Genomic DNA, 18,977 nt, shown 5'->3' with positions numbered 1-18,977 from the left:
CGCGCATCAAACACTGTCCTGTGGGAGGGGGCTCTGCCCGCGATCGGCTGCGCTAGCAGTCGTAAACTTTCAGCGTTTCATAGATTTCTGTGAGCGCTTCGCACTCAATCGCGGGCAGAGCCCCCTCCCACAGTCTGATATTTGCTACGCGATAGCGCGGCGCCGTGGCGGAGGGTGATCTCCTACGAATCGGTAAAGCGCTGCAATTGCATTTCCTGCAGGCGGCTGAAGGTGCGGCGGAAGGCAAATTCCAGGTAGCCCTGGGTGTAGAGCTGGTCCATCGGCGTCTGCGCTTCGATGTACAGCGGGATGCGCCGGTCGTAGCACTCGTCGACCAGGGCAATGAAGCGCCGTACGCTGTCGTCCTTGGGTGATAGCTGTGGCAGTTCGCGGTCGCCGGCCTTGACCTGTTCGACGCCGTCTTCGGTGCCACGGGCAATTTTGGCCTCGCGCTGCACCGCACTCAACGCCGGCACTTCACTCAACAAGACCACGGCAAAACGGTCGCACAGGGCAATGAAGTCCATGGCCGCCAGCGGCTGTTCGCACAGGTCGCGGTAGCGGCACCACAGCACGTTATCGGTGTGTTGCACGACGTTGATGCTGCGATAGCCGAGCATCACCTGGGTGTCGTGCGCAGGCAGCCCGCCGGTCAGGGCCTGGAAGATCTCGCCCAGTGCGCTGTCCTTGCTGCCTGGCTCCTTGACCCAGTAGCGCTGCAATAACTGCCCCGGATGCAGGCGATGGTCTTCGCCGCCGTCGACCTCGACCACCTGCATATAACGCTCGATGGCGGCAATCGCCGGCAGGAAGCGCTCGCGGTTATGCCCGTGGCTGTACAACTGCGGCGGCGGAATATTGGAGGTGCAGACCAGCACCACGCCCTCTTCGAACATGGTCTGCAACAGGCCGCCAAGAATCACCGCATCGCCGATGTCGGTGACGAACAGTTCGTCGAAACACAGCACCCGCACCTCGACCGCCAGTTCCCGGGCGATGGTCGCCAGCGGCTGGGCGGTGCCGGTCAGTTCGAACATGCGCTTGTGTACCCAGCGCATGAAGTGGTGAAAATGCTGACGCCGCGCCGGCACGTTCAGGCTGTCGAAAAAGCGGTCCATCAACCAGGTCTTGCCGCGCCCTACCGGGCCCCACAGGTAAATGCCGCGCGGCGCACCCTGCCCGGCCAGCGCCTGCCAGCACGCCTGCAATTGCTCGGCGGCGTCGCGTTGCGAGGCATCGGGCTGAAAGCCGTTTTGCAGGGCCTGTTCGTAGGCTTGCAGGGGTGGCAACTGGGTCATGGGCACACGTTCCTTGTTGTTTTAATGGTGTACGCCGGCGCGGCGCAGCATGCTCCGACAGCGCTCGGACAAGTGCACCACGCGCAGGTGCTTGCCGGCTTTTTCGTAGCGCTCGCGCAGGGTCTTGAGCGCGGCGATGGCCGAGTAGTCGACAAAGCTCAGGTGCGCGCAGTCCAGAGTGACCTGATCGGGGTCTTGCTGCGGGGCGAACTGTTCGAGAAAGCGCGTGGTCGAGGCGAAGAACAGCGTGCCGCGTACCTGGTAGACCTTGCCTTGCTCCGGCGTGTCGTGAATTTCGGTGTACAGCTCGCGCGCGTGTTTCCAGGCAAAATCCAGCGCGGCGATGATCACCCCGAACAAGACCGCCATGGCCAGGTCGGTCAGCACGGTGACCACGGTCACGGCGACGATGGCCAGCATGTCGCTGGTCGGCACCTTGCGCAGAATCCGCAACGAGGCCCAGGCGAAGGTCTGCTGCGCGACCACGAACATTACCCCGACCAGCGCCGCCAGCGGAATGCGCTCGATCAGCGGAGCGAGAAACAGCACGAACATCAGGATCATGCCGCCGGCGACGATGCCCGACAGCCGGCCGCGGCCGCCGGAGCTGAGGTTGATCACGGTCTGGCCGATCATCGCGCAGCCGCCCATGCCGCCGAACGCGCCGCTGACCATATTGGCCGCCCCCAGCGCCACGCACTCGCGGTCCGGGTAGCCGCGGCTTTCGGTGATTTCGTCGGTGAGGTTGAGGGTCAGCAGGGTTTCCAGCAGGCCGACCATGGCCATGACCAGCGCATAAGGCGCGACGATGTACAGGGTTTCGAGGGTCCACGGCACTTGCGGCCAGGTGAAGTCCGGCAAGCCACCGGCGATGTGCGCCATGTCGCCCAGGGTGCGGGTCGGCAGATCGAGCAGGTACACCGCAAGGCCGACGCCGAGAATCGCCACCAGCGCCGGCGGCACGGCGCGGCTGAGGCGCGGCAGCAGGTAGACGATGGCCATGGTCGCAGCCACCAGGCCGAGCATGATGTACAGCGCCTTGCCGCTCAGCCAGACATCGTCGTGCTGGAAGTGCTCCAGCTGCGCCATGGCGATGACAATCGCCAGGCCGTTGACGAAGCCGAGCATCACCGGGTACGGCACCAGGCGCACCAGCTTGCCCAGCCGCAGCAGGCCGAAGACCATCATCAGCAAGCCGCTGAGCAGCACCGTGGCCAGCAGGTATTGCACGCCGTGCTCGACCACCAGCGCGACGATCACCACCGCCATGGAGCCGGCCGCACCGGAGATCATCCCCGGCCGGCCGCCGAACAGCGCGGTCAGGGTGCAGATGATAAAGGCGCCATACAGGCCCATCAGCGGGTTCAGGTGCGCGACCAGCGCAAAGGCAATGCACTCGGGCACCAGCGCAAAAGAGGTCGTGAGGCCGGCCAGGACATCGGCGCGTATACGTGTGGTTTTCATGACTCACCAGGCTGGACGCAGGCCATTAGGCAGATGCGCAAAAGGCTGGCATGTTACGCAAAGCTGCCGCGCCGGACCAGATGGCAGCACCCCACCCACACCAAGGATCCGTAATGAACAGGACATTTTCTCTGGCCGTGGCGACCTGCCTGGGCCTGAGCGCTTCACCGGCATGGAGCCAGAATCAGGACAGCCTGATTCAGGAGGCCGCGCAACAGGTCATGCAGCAACACGGCATCGCCGGCATGGCCATCGCCGTCACCGACCATGGCACTCAGCGCTTCTACAATTTTGGCGTGGCGGCCAAAGACACCGGGCAGCCGGTGAGCAACCAGACCCTGTTCGAGCTGGGCTCGATCAGCAAGACCTTCACCGCGACCCTGGCCACCTGGGCGCAGGCACAGGGCAAGCTCAAGCTCAGCGAACGTATCGACACTTACCTGCCGTCGTTGCACGACAGCCGCCTGGGCAAGATCGCGCTGCTGCACCTGGGCACGCACACCGCCGGCGGCTTCCCGTTGCAGGTGCCCGAACAGGTGCAGAACAATCAGCAACTGATGGCGTACTTCAAGGCCTGGCAGCCCGAGTACCTGCCCGGTACCCATCGCAGCTACGCCAACCCGAGCATCGGCCTGCTCGGGGTGATTGCCGCCAAGCGCCTGGGCCAGCCGTTCGATCAGGCCATGGAGCAAGGACTGTTGCCAGCGCTGGGCCTGTCGGCCACGTTTCTCACGGTGCCGCCCGCCCGACAGTCGCTGTATGCCCAGGGCTATGACCGGCAGGATGCGCCGGTGCGCGTCAATCCAGGGGTGCTGGCCCATGAGGCGTATGGGATCAAATCATCGAGCAGCGACCTGATCCGTTTTGTCGAAGCCAACCTGAAACCCGATGCACTCGCGCCTGCGCTGCAACAGGCGCTCAAGGCGACGCAGACCGGCTATTTCACTTTCGGGCCGGTCACTCAGGCGCTGGCCTGGGAATACTACGCGCCGCCGGTGAACCCGGAGGCCGTGCTGGCCGGCAACGCCAATAGCATGGCGCTGCGCACCCAGCCGGCAGTGGCGCTGAACCCACCGCTGTCGGCGCCCGCTGGCAGCTGGATCAACAAGACCGGGTCGACCAACGGCTTTGGCGGCTATGTGGCGTTCATACCCGAGCGGCAAGTGGGCATCGTGATTCTGGCCAACCGTAATTACCCCAATGACGAGCGGGTAAGGCTGGCGCAGCAAGTGCTCAAGGCTCTGGATAAACCTTGACTGCGAGCTGAACCTTCCCTGAACAGTCGAAAAAAAATTGGCATTAAGGCAAAAACAACTACCCCTCATTCGGGAATGACTATCATTATGTTACGCATTGTTTCAGGTGCGTTACCCTGAAACGCTTCACCCGCCCGTAGTCATTCCCGGTGAACAATGCTCGTTCCTTTCCTGATCATGTTGCGCGAAGGCATCGAAGCCGCGCTTATCGTTGGCATTATTGCCAGTTACCTCAAACAGACCGGCCGTGGCCAGTGGATGCCTGCGGTGTGGGTCGGTGTGTTTCTCGCCTGCGCCCTGGCGCTGTTGGTCGGCGGTGGCCTGGAGCTGATGAGCGCCGAATTCCCGCAGAAACAGCAAGAGCTGTTTGAAGGCCTGGTCGGCCTGCTGGCCGTGGGCATTCTCAGCTCGATGGTGTTCTGGATGCGCAAGGTCGGCCGCTCGATCAAGAGCGAACTGCACCAGTCGCTGGACAGTGCCCTGGGCGGTTCGCGCAACCAGACCTGGGCCTTGATCGGCATGGTGTTCTTCGCCGTGGCCCGCGAAGGCCTGGAAACCGTGTTCTTTCTGCTCGCCGTGTTCCAGCAAAGCACCGATGCCAGCGCGCCGCTCGGCGCCCTGTTCGGCCTGATTCTGTCGGCCGGCTTCGGCATCGCCCTGTACCGCGGCAGCCTGCGTCTGAACCTTGGCCTGTTTTTCCGCTGGACCGGCTTGTTCATCCTCGTGGTGGCGGCCGGCATCCTCGCCAACTCGGTGCGCTCGCTGCACGAGGCAGGCGTCTGGAATCACCTGCAGGACGTGGTGTTCGACTTCAGTGCGACGCTGCCGATGGACGGCCCGACCGGCGCGGTGCTGGCCGGCATGTTCGGTTATCAGGATGCACCGACGGTCAGCATCCTGGGCGCCTGGCTGGCCTATCTGGTCGTCGCCCTGGTGCTGTTCTTTCTGCCTCACCGCGAACAGGCGCAACCTTCGCGCCCGTCCGCCACGAATCACTAGTTCCAAGGGGAACCCATGTCTAACTCACCTTCCGGGCTTTCCGGCAAAGCCTGGTCCCCGCGTGCCCTGCGTCTGGCGGTGGCCGGCTCTGTGGTGCTGATGTGCGCCGCTGGCGGCCTGTTCTATTACGCCTCCCAGGTGGCTGCGCACAAGCGTGCAGCCAACGCCGGAAACGAGACCGTGATCAATATCCACCCGCGCAGTTGCGAGCCCAACGCGCTGACGGTGCCGGCCGGCAAGCACAGCTTTCGCATCGTCAACCAGTCCGAACGTGCGGTGGAATGGGAAATTCTCGACGGCGTGCTGGTGGTCGAAGAGCGCGAGAACATCACGCCCGGCATGAGCCAGGTGATCAACGCCAACCTGATGCCTGGCGACTACGCGATTACCTGTGGCCTGCTGAGCAACCCGCGCGGCACCTTGCATGTGACCCCGACGGCCGAGTCCGATGCGGCCGCCAAGGCGCGTCCTTCGATGACCGCCTTCATTGGCCCGCTGTCCGAATACCGGGTGTACCTGAGCCAGCAAGGCAGCGCGCTGATCAAAGCCGTGGCCGCCCTGCAACAGGCCATCGACGCCGGCGACCTGGCTGCCGCACAAGCCGCCTATCTGCCGGCCCGCAGCGCCTACCAGCGTATCGCGCCAGCCGCACAGCGCCTGGCCGAGCTGGACAACCGCATCAACGCCCGTGCCGATTACTTTGAAAAACGTGAACAGGATCCGGGCTTCGGCGGCTTCCACCGCCTCGAACACGGCCTGTTCGCGCAGAACAGCGTCGAGGGCCTGGCGCCGGTGGCGCAGAAGCTCAACGACGATGTCACCCTGCTCAAAAAGGAACTGCTGGCGCAAAGCATCGCCCCCGAGCAACTGACCGGCATCGTGATCCGCAACCTGCTGAGCCTGGCGCAAAACCGCAGCAAGGGCGAAGAAGAACGCTACAGCCACACCGACCTCAACGGCTTTGCCGGCAACCTGGAAGGCGCACGTAAAGTCATCGACCTGTTGCGTCCGTTGCTGACCAAGAACCACGCCGATCTGCAACAGCGCCTGGACACGACCACTGCCGGACTGGACAGCATTCTCAATGGCCTGAAAACCGAAAGCGGCTACCGCCCTTACGATCAGGTCGATGCCGCCGGTCGCCAGCAAATCGCCGATCAGGCCAAGGCGTTGGCCGATGCCCTGCAAGAAGTCGACCCGGCCCTCGGCCTGTCGAGCCTGTAAGTTCATGTCGAGCCTGTTTACGTTGAGCCTGTAAGTTATGGAGTACCGATGAGCAACACTGACGCCAAAAACGCCCCGGATTCGCTGCAACGTCGCCGTGTGCTGATGGGCCTCGGCGCCGCCGGTGCCGCGCTGGCCGGCAGCAGCCTGGCAGGCCAGGCCATGGCCGCCGCGCCGGCAAAAGTCACCGAAGCGCCGAACAGCGAAAAGACCCAGGACAACAACCCGTTCCATGGCGTGCACCAGAGCGGCATCGTCAATCCGCGCCCGGCCGCCGGCATGCTGGTGGCCTTCGATGTGCTGGCCAGCGACCGCGAAGACCTGGAGCGGCTGTTCCGCACCCTGAACGAGCGCATTGCGTTTCTGATGACCGGCGGCCCGGTGGCCGACATCGACCCGAAACTGCCGCCGCTGGACTCCGGCATCCTCGGCCCTGTCGTGACCCCGGATAACCTGACCATCACCGTTTCGGTCGGCGAGTCGCTGTTCGATGAGCGCTTCGGCCTGACGGCGGTCAAGCCCAAGCGCCTGAGCCGCATGGTCGGGTTCCCCAATGACGCGCTGGACGCCAGCAGCTGCCACGGCGATTTGAGCATCCAGTTTTGCTCCAACACCCCGGACAGCAACATTCACGCGCTGCGCGACATCGTCAAAAACCTGCCCGACCTGTTGCTGGTGCGCTGGAAACAGGAAGGCACGGTGCCGGCCCAGGCGCCGAAAAAACCCGGTCAACCGGCCGAAAGCGCACGTAACTTTCTGGGCTTTCGCGACGGTTCGGCCAACCCCGATTCCAACGACCAGAAGGCGATGAACGAGCTGGTCTGGGTCCAGCCCACCAGCGACGAGCCGGCCTGGGCGGCACACGGCAGCTATCAGGCGGTGCGCATCATCCGTAACTTTGTCGAGCGCTGGGACCGCACGCCGCTGCAGGAACAGGAAGCGATCTTCGGTCGCACCAAGGCCAGCGGCGCGCCGATGGACGGCAAGGTCGAGACCGATGTGCCCAATTACGCCGCCGACCCGCACGGCAAGGTCACCGCGATGGACTCGCACATCCGCATGGCCAACCCGCGCACGCCAGAAAGTCAGAAAAACCTGATTCTGCGCCGGCCGTTCAACTACTCCAACGGCGTCAACAAGAACGGTCAGCTCGACATGGGCCTGCTGTTCATCTGTTACCAGGCCGACCTGGAAAAAGGCTTCATCACCGTACAGACCCGCCTGAACGGCGAGCCGCTGGAGGAATACCTCAAGCCGGTCGGCGGTGGTTATTTCTTCACCCTGCCAGGTGTGACCAACGATCAGGACTTCATCGGTCGCTCACTGCTGGCCGCGTCCTCCTCACAATCCGCCTGAACCTCAACTGGAAGAGTGCAATGAAAATGAACAAGACCCCACTTGCCTTGCTGTTCACCCTCGGCGCACTGACTGCTCCGCTGGCAGCCTTCGCAGCCACAGCGCCAGCGCCGCTGGACCTGGTCGGCCCGGTGTCGGACTACAAGATTTATGTGACCGAAAACATCGATGAGCTGGTCAGCCACACCCAGCAGTTCACCGATGCGGTGAAAAAAGGCGACATCGCCACCGCCAAGAAGCTGTATGCCCCGACGCGCGTGTTCTATGAGCGTGTAGAGCCGATCGCCGAGCTGTTCAGCGACCTCGACGCCTCGATCGACTCGCGGGTCGATGACCACGAGCAAGGCGTCGATGCCGAAGACTTCACCGGCTTCCACCGCCTGGAGCATGCGCTGTTCGAGAAGAACACCACCAAGGACCAGGCCGCTATTGCCGACAAGCTGACCGCCGACGTCAAAGACCTGCAAGCACGTATTGCCGGCCTGACCTTCCCGCCGGAAAAAGTGGTCGGTGGCGCCGCCGTGCTGCTTGAAGAAGTCGCCGCGACCAAGATCTCCGGTGAAGAAGACCGCTACAGCCACACCGACCTGTATGACTTCCAGGGCAACGTCGACGGCGCGAAGAAAATCGTCGATCTGTTCCGTGGCCAGGTCGAGAAGCAGGACAAGGCGTTCATCGCCAAGGTCGACAAGAACTTCGCCACCGTCGACAAGATCCTGGCCAAGTACAAAACCGCCGACGGTGGTTTCATGACCTACGACAAGGTCAAGGAAAACGACCGCAAGGCCCTGATCGGCCCGGTCAACACCCTGGCCGAAGACCTCTCGACCCTGCGCGGCAAGCTTGGCTTGAACTGATCGCGATTAACGTCGGGTGCCCAGCACCCGACGCAGCTTCAACACGGCGCTGTCCGGTGTGGTCAACACCGGCAGGCCGCTGACACGGCGTACCTGATCCGCCGCACCGCTCATGGAAAACTGCGCCAGGCAGATCATCTCCACCCCGCTTACCGCGCCGGCCTTTTCGACGATGCGCCGGTTGTGCTCCGCTTCATTCCCTTCAGCAAAAATCTGCATCGCGCCGTCGATGGCGTGCAGTTGCAGCTCAATGTTTTTGCCACTCGCGGCTTGCAGAAACTCAGCGCGCATTGACCCCAGCGTCGGCTCGAACGTGGCCAGCAAGGCAATCCGCGAACCCTGCGCCAATGCTTCTTCGATCATCGCCTCATTGGGCTTGAGCACCGGAATGTTCACCGCCCACTTGCAGGTGTCGATGGCGTCGCCAAACGCCGAGCAGGTAAACAGGATCGCCTCGGCACCGGCGCTGACGGCGTAATGGGTCAGGGCGAGAAAGCGCCGGGTCAGTTCAGGCGTCAGGTGGCCGGCGGCCTTGAGGTCGCGCGGCAGCGAGTCTTCGAGCAGGTTGACCCGCTCCGCCTCCGGCCACAGCCGGTCAAAGGCTGCGTTGATCGGCGCAATGGACAGCGGTGTGGCGTGAATCAGAAAGATGCGCGGTGCACTCATGTCAGGGCTTATTCCAGGGCTTTATGGTGGGTCAGCAGGCGAGCATCCTGACGCATTGGCCTCATCACAAAAAATATCCATTCGTGATAGCTTTCATCACTTTTTGTTGCGGACGTGCTTCATGAACCTCAAGGCTCTGACCTATTGCGTGGCAGTGGCGCGGCTGGGCAGTTTCACCAAGGCCGCGCAAAGCCTGCACGTCGCCCAGCCGGCCTTGAGCATGGCGGTGGCGCGGCTTGAAGAAGAGCTGGGCGTGCAATTGTTCAACCGTGCCGCCCGGCAGGTCACGGTCACCGCCGAGGGCCAGCTGTTTCTCGGCAAGGCCCAGGCCAGCCTGCTGGCACTGGACGATGCACGCCAGGCGCTCAAGGACCTGACACAGCTGAGCAGCGGCGAGATCCGCGTCGGCATCCCGCCGATGTATGGCATCCGCCATATTCCCGAGCTGCTGGCGCAGTTTCGCGCGCGTTATCCGGGCATCGCCATGCACGTGGTCGAAGGCAGCGCCGAGGACATCGGCCAGCGCTTGCGCCTGCGCAGCATTGATGTGGCCCTGCTGGAACAGCGGCGCATCGAGCCTGCATGGGACAGCGTAGCGCTCGGGCACGACGAGATGCTGCTGTGCATGAGCCCGAGCCACCCGCTGGCAGGCGCCGCAGCGCTGGCCGCCGAGCAGTTGCAGGATGTCGACATGCTGGTGTTCGACCAGACCTTTTTGCAGCGCCACCTGCTGGACGCCTTTTGTGCTGCGCGGCGGGTCAGTTACCGGATTGCGCTGGAGAGCAATTTTGTCCCGCTGGTGACTCGCCTGACCCGCGATGCGATGGGCATCTGCACCTTGCTGCGTTCGGTGCAGCAACAGGAACCGGGCATCGTTGGCGTACCGTTCGACCCGCCGCTGACCCTCAGCTTCGGCCTGTGCTGGCGCCCGCACGAATACCTGTCACTGGCCAACCAGCGCTTTGTCGAAGCGGCCCAGGCGTTCTTTGCCGAGGTCTGAATCAAGCCTTCTTGTCGTGAAGAATGCTCAACTGATAGAACGTCGCAGCGCCGCCTTCGCTGGCATAACCGGTGTTGTCCTGCACATAGACCCCGGCCTTGAAGTACAGCAGCTTGCTGCTCCAGGCCTGATCCAGGCGCACGCTCCAGGCATGTTCATAGGCGTTCACCGTCAGATCACCGGCCGCTGTCAGCTGCACGGTGTAGTTGAACCGCTGGTTGAGCGGCACGCCTTCGGCCACGGTGATGACCTCGATCTCGGCGTTGGGGCTGCGCCGCAGTTTGGCGACAATCGCGCCGCTTTTCAGACGTTCCTTGTACTGATACTCGACCTTGAGCAGCGGCTCGGTGCTCTGGTAGCTGTGAATCTGACCGATGACCATCTTGCCGTTCGACGGCACCTGATTCACCGTCAGCGCGGCGCGCAGCAGATGGTCGGCGTGCGGATACGTCCAGTTATAGGCGCGGCCATCGGCGGTGGTTTCGCGCAGTTCGGTGCGCGGGTATTTGGCATTGCTGGTCGTGGCACCGGTCACCGGCGCCCAGAAAAACAGGGTATCGCCGGAGCGGAAGTAATTATCCTGATAGCCGCGCACCAGCCTGGGCGTGTCGATTGTGGTCGCAGGCGTACCGACAGGAATGGACAGGTTCCAGGTGGCGAGGTCGATCATGAAAGGCTCGCAATGTTCAGGATAGCTCTGCAACGGGCGTTTCAGCCTGTGCGCTTGATCCTGTACATCGGCTTGACGAGCCTTTTCATGAATGTCGCGGACGTGTTTTTTTACCAGGGTTCGAATCAGCTCTTCTTCTCGTGCGCAATGCTCAGTTCATAGAAGCTGGCCTTGCCACCGTCCTTGTTGCTGCCGGTGTTGTCCTGAGTGTAAACCCCGGCCTTGAAATACAGCGGCTTGCCCTGCCACTGCTCATCGAGTTTGACTTCCCATTTCTGGTCACAGGTATTGATGCTCAAGGTGCCAGCCGGGGTCAGGTGGATGCTGTAGTTGAAACGCTTGTCGAGCTCTACGCCCTGGGCAATGGTAATGACTTCAATCTCTGCATCGGGGGCGCGCCTGAGCTTGACCACGATACTGCCGCTCTTCGGGGCACTCTTGTATTGGTATTCGAGCTTCAGGAGCGGCTCATTGCTGCCCTTGCAATGAATCTGGCCGATGACAATCTTGCCACTGGCCGGCACCTGGTGAACCGCCAGTGCAGCACGCAAGAAGTGATGGGCCGAATTGCATTCCCAGTTCAACAACGCGCCATCGGCGCTGGTTTCACGCAGTTCGGTGCGCGGGTACTTGGCGTTTTCGGTGGTGGAACCGGTCACCGGCGCCCAGAAGCTTATGGCCTCTTCAGAACAATTGAAGTGCTTGTCCTTGTAGCCACCCACCAGTTGCGGGGTGTCGATGGTCACCGCCTGGCTACCCAGAGGGGTAGAGAGGTTCCAGGTAGATAGATTGATCATGAGGGACTCACCTGGTGTGCCTGGCACACCGACAAAGCAATGCTGGAATAGGCCCAGGCACGCGTCTCCTGTTTCTCCTTTGCTGGTTGGCTCAGTGCCTTCCTTGAGGGCCGGCTGAAGAATAACTATAGGTCAAAATTTTGACCCTTTACGCCAACCGGCCTTCCTGCCGGAATTCTCTCGACGAGAGGTCCATTACCCTGACCTTTGGGCAATTTTCATTTGACCGAAACACTTTGTTACTGGATAGTAATAGTTAGCAAGCTACTAATATTCTCGCTAACAATATTCATCCTAACGATTTAACGGTCATTTCATGCTCACCCAAAACCAGCACCGGGCAATCAGCAGCGGAATCGTCGCCGCCTCGCGGCACTGGCGGCGCCTGTGCCATACCACACTGGCCAGCTACGGCATCAGCGAAGCCTGCGCCGGTCCCCTGCTGGCCATCGCGCGGCTGGGCGATGGCGTCCATCAAGTGAAAGTGGCGCATGCCGCCGGCATGGAAAGCCCGACGCTGGTGCGCCTGCTCGATCAGTTGTGCAAGGCCGGCATCGTCTGCCGCACCGAAGACCCCAACGACCGCCGGGCCAAGGCCTTGAGCCTGACCGACAAGGGCCGTGATCTGGCCGCCGCTATCGAGGTCGAGCTGGTGCGCCTGCGCAGCGAGGTGTTGAAAGACATCAGCGCTCAGGACCTGCAAGCGGCCCTCAAGGTGTTACAGGCCTTCAGCGATGCGGCGCTGTCCGATACAGCCCTGCCCGATGCAGCCAGCCTGTGAACGGGTTCTTTGCAGGCTTCCCGCCAGGCCGCGACTGGTTGCACGGCGTGCGGACCTTTGCCGCGTCCATGCTGGCGCTGTACATCGCCCTGGTCATGGAATTGCCCCGCCCTTACTGGGCGATGGCCACGGTGTACATCGTCGCCAGCCCGTTTGTCGGCCCGACCAGTTCCAAGGCGCTGTACCGGGCGCTCGGTACGCTGGCCGGCGCCTGTGCAGCGGTGCTGCTGGTGCCGGTGTTCGTGCAGACGCCCTTTCTGCTGGCGGTGGTGGTCGCGCTGTGGACCGGCACCTTGCTGTTTCTGTCGCTGCACCTGCGCACCGCCAACAGCTACGCCCTGATGCTGGCCGGCTACACCATGCCGATGATTGCCTTGCCGGCGGTAGACAACCCGCAGGCGGTGTTCGAGATCGCCGTGTCGCGCACCGAAGAAATCTTTCTCGGCATTACCTGCGCGGCCGTGGTCGGCGCCATGTTCTGGCCCCGGCGCCTGGCGCCGGTGTTCAAAGGCACCACGGCCAAATGGTTCGAAGACGCCACCCTGTACAGCGAGCGCTTTCTGAGCCGTGAGGTCGAGGGCGCCGAAATCGCCAGCCTGCGCACCGCAATGGCCGCAGGTTTCAACAGCCTGGAGGCGATGATCGGCCAGTTGAGCCACGAAGGCGCACACCGCCAGACCGTGCGCAATGCCCGCGAATTGCGCGGGCGGATGATTCATCTGCTGCCGGTGATCGACGCGCTCAACGATGCGCTCTGGGCGTTGGCGCGACGCAGCCCCGAACACATGGCCGGCGTCGCGCCGCTGCTGATCCAGGCCCGCCAGTGGCTGCAATACACCGCACACGGTCCGCAACAGGCGCTGTGGCAATCGCTGCATGACGAACTGCAGCGCCTGCAACCGGACGCCGCCCAACTGGACAAACTGGAAAACCTGGTGCTGTCCAACGCCCTGTATCGCCTGGGCGAATGGGTCGATTTGTGGCTCGATTGTCGTACCTTGCAACAAGCGATCGATGCCGATGACGGCCGCCCGTGGCAGGCGGTGTACCGGCACTGGCGGCTGGGGCGGATCACGCCGTTTCTGGACCGTGGCCTGATGCTCTACTCGGTGGCTACCACGGTGCTGGCGATTATCGTGGCCTGCCTGCTGTGGATTTTCATGGGTTGGCAGGACGGCGCCAGCGCGGTGATTCTGGCCGCGGTGTCATGCAGCTTTTTTGCCGCGATGGACGACCCGGCGCCACAGATCTACCGGTTCTTCTTCTGGACCCTGACCTCGGTGATTCTCGCCAGCCTGTACCTGTTCGTGATCCTGCCGACCGTGCATGACTTCGCCATGCTGGTGCTGGCGTTCGCCGTGCCGTTCATCTGCGTGGCCACCCTCAGTGCGCAGCCGAAGTTCTTCCTGCCCACCGTGCTGACGATGGTCAACACCGCGACCTTCGTCAGCGTACAGGGCGTTTACGACGCCAACTTCCTGAGCTTCATCAACGCCAACCTCGCCGGCCCCGCCGGTTTGCTGTTCGCGTTTATCTGGACGCTGATCTTCCGCCCGTTCGGCGTGGAGCTGATCACCCGGCGCATGACCCGCTTCAACTGGCGCGACATCGTCGAACTCAGCGAACCGGCGACCCTGGCCGAACACCGCCGCCTGGGTGTGCAAATGATCGACCGCCTGATGCAGCAAGTGCCGCGTCTGGCACAGACCGCGCAAGACAGCGGCGCGCCGCTGCGCGAGTTGCGCGTGGCGCTGAACCTGCTCGACCTGCTGGCCTGGACCGCGCGCACTCCCCTACCGTGCCAGGCGCCGTTGCGCCAGGTGGTGGCAGAGATTGGCGGCTATTACCGCGCCTGCCTCAAGGCCGGCGAGCGGCTGCCGGCGCCCAAGGGTTTGCTGATGACCCTGGACCGCACACGCCGCACCCTCAACAGCGAGGCCATGGGCAATGAGCCGGCGCGCCTGCACCTGCTGCACGCCTTGAGCGGCCTGCGTTTGGCGTTGCTGCCGGGGCTGGAGATCATCGATGTCGGCGGCGAACTGATCGAACAACCGATCCACGGCCCGGATGGAGCCCCTGCATGATTGGCGAACTGGATATCAACGGCATCTTTCTGCCGACCTTTCTGGTCGTGATGGGTGTCACCTACCTGCTGTTTCTAGGCGTGCATGCGCTGTTGCTGCACGCCCGCTTTTATCGCCTGGTCTGGCACCGGGCCTTGTTCAATACCTGTCTGTACGCCCTGCTGCTGGGCGGCGTGGACACCCTTAGCCGATACCTGATGACATGAAAAAGCCGATCCTGACCCTGGGCCGCGTGGTCCTGACCCTGCTTGCCGTGACCCTGGCCACCGTCGTGGTGTGGCGCATGGTGATGTATTACATGTTCGCGCCCTGGACGCGCGACGGCCACATTCGCGCCGACATCGTGCAGATCGCCCCGGACGTTTCCGGGCTGATCCAGCAGGTCGAGGTGAGCGACAACCAGCCGGTGCGCAAAGGCCAGGTGCTGTTCACCATCGACCAGGACCGCTTCCGCCTGGCGCTGCGCCAGGCCCAGGCGACCGTGGCCGAGCGCCAGGAAACCTTTGAGCAGGCACGTCGCGAGAGCAAGCGTAACCGCGGCCTGGGCAATCTGGTGGCCCGTGAGCAACTCGAAGAAAGCCAGTCGCGCGAAGCCCGCGCCCTGTCGGCCCTCAACGAAGCCCGCGTGGCGGTGGATGCGGCGCAGTTGAACCTGGACCGCTCGGTGATCAGAAGCCCGGTGGACGGCCACCTTAACGACCGTGCGCCACGCTCTCAGGAATTCGTGACCGCCGGCCGGCCGGTGCTGTCGGTGGTCGACGCCGCCTCGTACCACATCGACGGTTATTTCGAAGAAACCAAGCTGGACGGCATTCATGTCGGCTCGCGCGTGGACATCCGCGTGGTCGGCGATAACGCCCGGCTGACCGGCCATGTGGTGAGCATCGTCGCCGCCATCGAAGACCGCGACCGCAGCAGCGGCGCCAACCTGTTGCCCAACGTCAACCCGGCGTTCAGCTGGGTGCGCCTGGCGCAGCGGATTCCGGTGCGCATTGCCTTCGATGAGGTGCCCAAGGACTTCCGCATGATCGCCGGGCGTACGGCCACGGTGTCGATCATCGACGACCGGCAGGCGGGAGGGGCTCAATGATGAAACCCGCCTTGCGCCTGCTCACCTTGAGCCTGACCGCGCTGCTCTCGGCCTGCCAGATGGTCGGCCCGGACTATCAGCTACCGGCCGATGCCGCAATCAACCGGCCGGACCTGCAGGGCGACCTGGCCAGCTCGAAAAACGTGGTCTCCGCGCCGGTGCCGGCGCACTGGTGGCGGTTGTATCAGGACCCGCATCTGGATGAACTGGTGCGCCAGGCGCTGGCCAGTAACACCGATTTGCGCATTGCGGCCGCCAACCTGCAACGTTCACGCTACCAGACCGCCGAGGCCGAGGCCGCTGGCGGCTTTACCAGCGGCGCCAAGGCCGGAGCGCAACGCTTGCAGGAATCCGGTGAGGCGTTTTTGCTCACCGAAAAAGTCCCGGTCGCCAACGTCGGCGATGTCGGCCTGAGCACCTCGTACCAGTTCGACCTGTTCGGCACCCTGCAACGCGGCATCGAGGCGGCGCAGGCCAATGTCGATGCGACCCAGGCCGCTGCCGACACCGCACGCATCACCGTGGTCGCCGATGTGGTGCGCGCCTACACCCAGGTCTGCGCCGCCAACGAAGAACTGGCCATCGCCCATGAGTCGCTGGACCTGCAACAACAAAGCGTGACCCTCAACCAGCGCCTGCGCGATGCCGGGCGTGGCGACGAGACCCAAGTCACCCGCTCGCAAACCCAGTTCAAATCGTTGCGCGCCGAACTGCCGCGCTATGAAGCCTTGCGCCAGACTGCATTGTTCCGCCTGTCGATGCTGCTGGCCAAGCCGCTGGCGCAACTGCCGGCCGGCACCGACAGCTGCCATGAACTGCCGCATGTCGCGCAGATCATCCCGGTCGGCGACGGCGCTGCATTGCTCAAGCGCCGCCCCGACATCCGCCAGGCCGAACGTCACCTGGCCATGGCCACCGCGCAGATTGGCGTGGCCACCGGCGAGTTGTACCCGGACATCAGCATCGGCGCCTCGGTGGCGACCATCGGCATCATTGACAACCTCGGCAAGCCGGCCACCAATCGCTGGGGCTTCGGCCCGCTGATCAGCTGGACCGTGCCCAGCAACGGCAGCCGCGCGCGCATTCATCAGGCCGAAGCCTCGGCCCAGGTCGCACTGGCGCGTTTCGATGCGGTGGTGCTCAACGCGATTCGCGAAACCCAGACCGGCATGGCCCAATACACCGCCCTGCTGGAACGCCGCGATGCGCTTGAAGATGCCGAGCAATCGGCCAAGGAAGCGGCCGATCAGACCCACCGTTTCTATCAGGCAGGGCGCGCGTCGTTTCTGGCCGACTTGCAGGCCACCCGGACGTATACCGACATGCGCGCCCAACTGGCCGCGGCCAATACCCAGGTCGCCATGGGACAGATCGACCTCTTCCTGGCGCTGGGTGGCGGCTGGTAGGAGCGCGCTCCGGAGTTTGTGTCGCACTCAGTATCAAGGCCTGCCCAAAATCCGTAGGAGCGAGCGCCAGCTCGCGAAGGCGAAGGTGCAGCCATCGAAAATGTGCTGACTTCACTGGCCCTTTCGCGAGCTACGCTCACTCCTACGCAATTTGTGTCGTACTCAGTATCAAGGCCAGAATGCGCGAAGCCTTGAAGGCTGATGCGCATTTGGCTTGAGAACACAGTTGCTACGGGATGTTCGTTTACCGGGCTGTAGCGCCCGTTACGAAATCACGAAGCGGCCCACCAGTGTATTCAGGTTTACCGCCAGACGAGACAGTTCATGGCTGGCCGCGCTGGTCTGGTCCGCGCCCGAGCTGGAGTGCGAGGCCAGGTCGCGGATATTCACCAGGTTGCGGTCCACCTCGCGCGCCACTTGCGCCTGCTGTTCGGAGGCGCTGGCGATCACTTGATTGCGCTCGTTAATCTGGTTGATCGACAGCGTGATCTGCTCCAGTGCCTCGCCCGCTGCACTGGCCACTTGCAGTGTCGCCTGGGTGCGCTGGTGGCTTTGCTGCATCGACTGCACCGCCTGATCGGTGCCGGCCTGGATACCGGCGACCATCTGCGCGATTTCCGTGGTCGATTGCTGGGTGCGATGCGCCAGCGCGCGCACTTCATCGGCCACCACCGCAAACCCTCGCCCGGCTTCGCCTGCGCGGGCGGCTTCGATCGCGGCGTTGAGGGCCAGCAGGTTGGTCTGCTCGGCGACCGAGCGGATCACATCCAGCACCTGGCCGATATCGCGGCCTTGCGTCGCCAGCCCTTCGATCAGTACGGCGGTGTGCTGAACGTCATGGTTCATGGTCTCGATCGCTTGCACCGTCTGCATGACCCGGTTCTGCCCTTCCCTCGCCACCTGGTTGGAATGCCGGGAGGCCTCGGAGGTCGACACGGCATTACGCGCCACATGCTCGACCGCGCTGGTCATTTCGTTGACCGCCGTCGCGGCTTGTTCAATTTCTCTGGTTTGTCGCTGCAGCCCTTGCGAGGACTCCTGAGTGACGGCACTGAGTTGTTCTGCCGCCGAAGCCAGCTGCGTAGCCGAACCGGAAATCTGTTCGATGGTGCTGCGCAAATTGCTCTGCATCACCGACAAGGCGCTCAGCAGTCGCGCCGGCTCATCACGCCCCTCGACCGTGATGGTTTTCGCCAGATTGCCAGCGGCAATCGCCTCGGCCGCGCTTACGGCCTGATTCAGCGGCGAGACGATGCTGCGGGTCAACAACCACGCCAGCAGCACGGTCATCAAGGCGGCCACCACCGACACCAGCAGAATGCCGACACTGGCCATGTCGTACTCCTCGCCCGCCAGGCGGCCGGCATCATCGGCATTGGCTTTATTGATGTCGACCAACTGGTTGAGCTGAACGCCCATCAGGTCGGTACCGGCCTTGATCTGGGTGTTGATCAGGTTACGCAGTTCTTCAGTCTTGTTCTGTCGCGACAACTCGAGCATCTGATTCTGATTGATCAGATACGCCTCAAGCGTCGCCGCAAACTCGTTGTACTTGGCCAGCTCTTCGCCCTCGGCCGGCAGGCTGGCGTAACTCTTCTGGTCCTTGCGCACCTTGTCGGTCAATACCGCAATGCGCGCCTCTGCCTCGCGCAGAGCCTCGGGCTCACGATTGATCAGCACCCGAAACGAAAGAATGCGCATGCGCAGCACGCCCTCGATGAGATTGCCCAGATAACCGACACTCGGCAGCTGGTTGCTGCCCATGTCGACGGAGGCCTGACGAATGACGGTCATGCGGCTCTGAGCGAAAACCCCAAGCACCACCACCAGCAGCGCAATCACCGCGAAGCCGAGAAAGGCACGAGGTGCGACATTCATGTTTCGAAGGGACATAAGCTGCTCTCTTTAGGCAAGGGGAGATCAGGAAGAGAAACGTGCACCACTTCTTTGTTTATCGGCTGGCTTGTACGCAGTCTTGATACCGTCCATAGATCGCAGCCTTGAAAAATTTCAGATCAGGCTGGACAGA

Annotated in this window: 17 protein-coding genes; 11 read left to right on the top strand and 6 right to left on the bottom strand. The window is 63.0% G+C overall.

The window, feature by feature from the left end:
* Positions 1–182 precede the first annotated feature (182 nt).
* The gene (zapE, locus tag ACYAS9_RS05980; protein WP_463567399.1) at positions 183–1,298 is read right to left on the bottom strand and encodes a cell division protein ZapE; all 1,116 of its coding nucleotides are present in this window, start codon (positions 1,296–1,298) and stop codon (positions 183–185) included.
* 21 nt (positions 1,299–1,319) lie between these two features.
* Positions 1,320–2,762 (bottom strand): SulP family inorganic anion transporter, encoded by a 1,443-nt coding sequence (locus tag ACYAS9_RS05975; RefSeq protein ID WP_463567398.1) that lies wholly within the window; start codon positions 2,760–2,762, stop codon positions 1,320–1,322.
* Between the two features lie 113 nt (positions 2,763–2,875).
* Here ACYAS9_RS05975 and ampC point away from each other — a divergent pair, with 113 nt between their 5' ends.
* From ampC to efeO (ACYAS9_RS05950), 5 genes are all read left to right on the top strand, one after another.
* The gene (gene ampC / locus ACYAS9_RS05970; RefSeq protein WP_463567397.1) at positions 2,876–4,018 is read left to right on the top strand and encodes a class C beta-lactamase; all 1,143 of its coding nucleotides are present in this window, start codon (positions 2,876–2,878) and stop codon (positions 4,016–4,018) included.
* A gap of 156 nt (positions 4,019–4,174) precedes the next feature.
* The gene (efeU, locus tag ACYAS9_RS05965; RefSeq protein WP_463567396.1) at positions 4,175–5,017 is read left to right on the top strand and encodes an iron uptake transporter permease EfeU; all 843 of its coding nucleotides are present in this window, start codon (positions 4,175–4,177) and stop codon (positions 5,015–5,017) included.
* A gap of 15 nt (positions 5,018–5,032) precedes the next feature.
* Complete coding sequence (gene efeO / locus ACYAS9_RS05960) at positions 5,033–6,241, top strand: iron uptake system protein EfeO (protein WP_463567395.1); 1,209 nt, start codon at positions 5,033–5,035, stop codon at positions 6,239–6,241.
* Positions 6,242–6,289: 48 nt separating this feature from the next.
* Positions 6,290–7,597: an iron uptake transporter deferrochelatase/peroxidase subunit gene (gene efeB, locus ACYAS9_RS05955; protein ID WP_463567394.1), complete on the top strand. Its 1,308-nt coding sequence runs from the start codon at positions 6,290–6,292 to the stop codon at positions 7,595–7,597.
* Between the two features lie 26 nt (positions 7,598–7,623).
* On the top strand, positions 7,624–8,454 hold the full coding sequence (efeO, locus tag ACYAS9_RS05950; protein WP_463567393.1) for an iron uptake system protein EfeO: 831 nt from the start codon (positions 7,624–7,626) through the stop codon (positions 8,452–8,454).
* A gap of 6 nt (positions 8,455–8,460) precedes the next feature.
* On the opposite strand, the gene ACYAS9_RS05945 is transcribed toward efeO (ACYAS9_RS05950), so the two are convergent.
* Positions 8,461–9,120: an aspartate/glutamate racemase family protein gene (locus ACYAS9_RS05945; RefSeq protein WP_463567392.1), complete on the bottom strand. Its 660-nt coding sequence runs from the start codon at positions 9,118–9,120 to the stop codon at positions 8,461–8,463.
* A gap of 121 nt (positions 9,121–9,241) precedes the next feature.
* Between ACYAS9_RS05945 and ACYAS9_RS05940 the strand changes: the two genes are divergently transcribed.
* Positions 9,242–10,120: a LysR family transcriptional regulator gene (locus ACYAS9_RS05940; protein WP_463567391.1), complete on the top strand. Its 879-nt coding sequence runs from the start codon at positions 9,242–9,244 to the stop codon at positions 10,118–10,120.
* Position 10,121: 1 nt separating this feature from the next.
* Here the strand turns inward: ACYAS9_RS05940 and ACYAS9_RS05935 are convergent, their stop codons facing one another.
* Complete coding sequence (locus tag ACYAS9_RS05935; protein WP_463567390.1) at positions 10,122–10,790, bottom strand: polysaccharide lyase family 7 protein; 669 nt, start codon at positions 10,788–10,790, stop codon at positions 10,122–10,124.
* 125 nt (positions 10,791–10,915) lie between these two features.
* Positions 10,916–11,587 (bottom strand): polysaccharide lyase family 7 protein, encoded by a 672-nt coding sequence (locus ACYAS9_RS05930; protein ID WP_463567389.1) that lies wholly within the window; start codon positions 11,585–11,587, stop codon positions 10,916–10,918.
* Positions 11,588–11,903: 316 nt separating this feature from the next.
* Between ACYAS9_RS05930 and ACYAS9_RS05925 the strand changes: the two genes are divergently transcribed.
* The 5 genes from ACYAS9_RS05925 to ACYAS9_RS05905 are packed head-to-tail and all read left to right on the top strand — an operon-like array spanning position 11,904 to position 16,948.
* On the top strand, positions 11,904–12,368 hold the full coding sequence (locus ACYAS9_RS05925) for a MarR family winged helix-turn-helix transcriptional regulator (RefSeq protein ID WP_463567388.1): 465 nt from the start codon (positions 11,904–11,906) through the stop codon (positions 12,366–12,368).
* Complete coding sequence (locus ACYAS9_RS05920; RefSeq protein ID WP_463567387.1) at positions 12,365–14,452, top strand: FUSC family protein; 2,088 nt, start codon at positions 12,365–12,367, stop codon at positions 14,450–14,452. The genes ACYAS9_RS05925 and ACYAS9_RS05920 overlap by 4 nt, the downstream gene beginning before the upstream one ends.
* Positions 14,449–14,658, top strand: a complete 210-nt coding sequence (locus tag ACYAS9_RS05915; protein WP_459745011.1) for a DUF1656 domain-containing protein — start codon at positions 14,449–14,451, stop codon at positions 14,656–14,658. Before ACYAS9_RS05920 ends, ACYAS9_RS05915 begins: the two co-directional genes overlap by 4 nt.
* Positions 14,655–15,542 carry an efflux RND transporter periplasmic adaptor subunit gene (locus tag ACYAS9_RS05910; RefSeq protein ID WP_463567386.1) on the top strand — a complete coding sequence of 296 codons (888 nt, stop codon included), beginning with the start codon at positions 14,655–14,657 and terminating at the stop codon, positions 15,540–15,542. The genes ACYAS9_RS05915 and ACYAS9_RS05910 overlap by 4 nt, the downstream gene beginning before the upstream one ends.
* Entirely contained in the window at positions 15,542–16,948 is a 1,407-nt protein-coding gene (locus tag ACYAS9_RS05905; RefSeq protein WP_463567419.1) for an efflux transporter outer membrane subunit, read from the top strand. Before ACYAS9_RS05910 ends, ACYAS9_RS05905 begins: the two co-directional genes overlap by 1 nt.
* A gap of 264 nt (positions 16,949–17,212) precedes the next feature.
* Here the strand turns inward: ACYAS9_RS05905 and ACYAS9_RS05900 are convergent, their stop codons facing one another.
* Positions 17,213–18,841 carry a methyl-accepting chemotaxis protein gene (locus ACYAS9_RS05900; protein ID WP_463567385.1) on the bottom strand — a complete coding sequence of 543 codons (1,629 nt, stop codon included), beginning with the start codon at positions 18,839–18,841 and terminating at the stop codon, positions 17,213–17,215.
* Between the last annotated feature and the right edge of the window lie 136 nt (positions 18,842–18,977).

Source organism: Pseudomonas sp. HP_08 (genome assembly GCF_055284095.1).
Note: the sequence above shows the minus strand (reverse complement) of the source record. Positions and strands in the feature narration are given on the sequence as shown.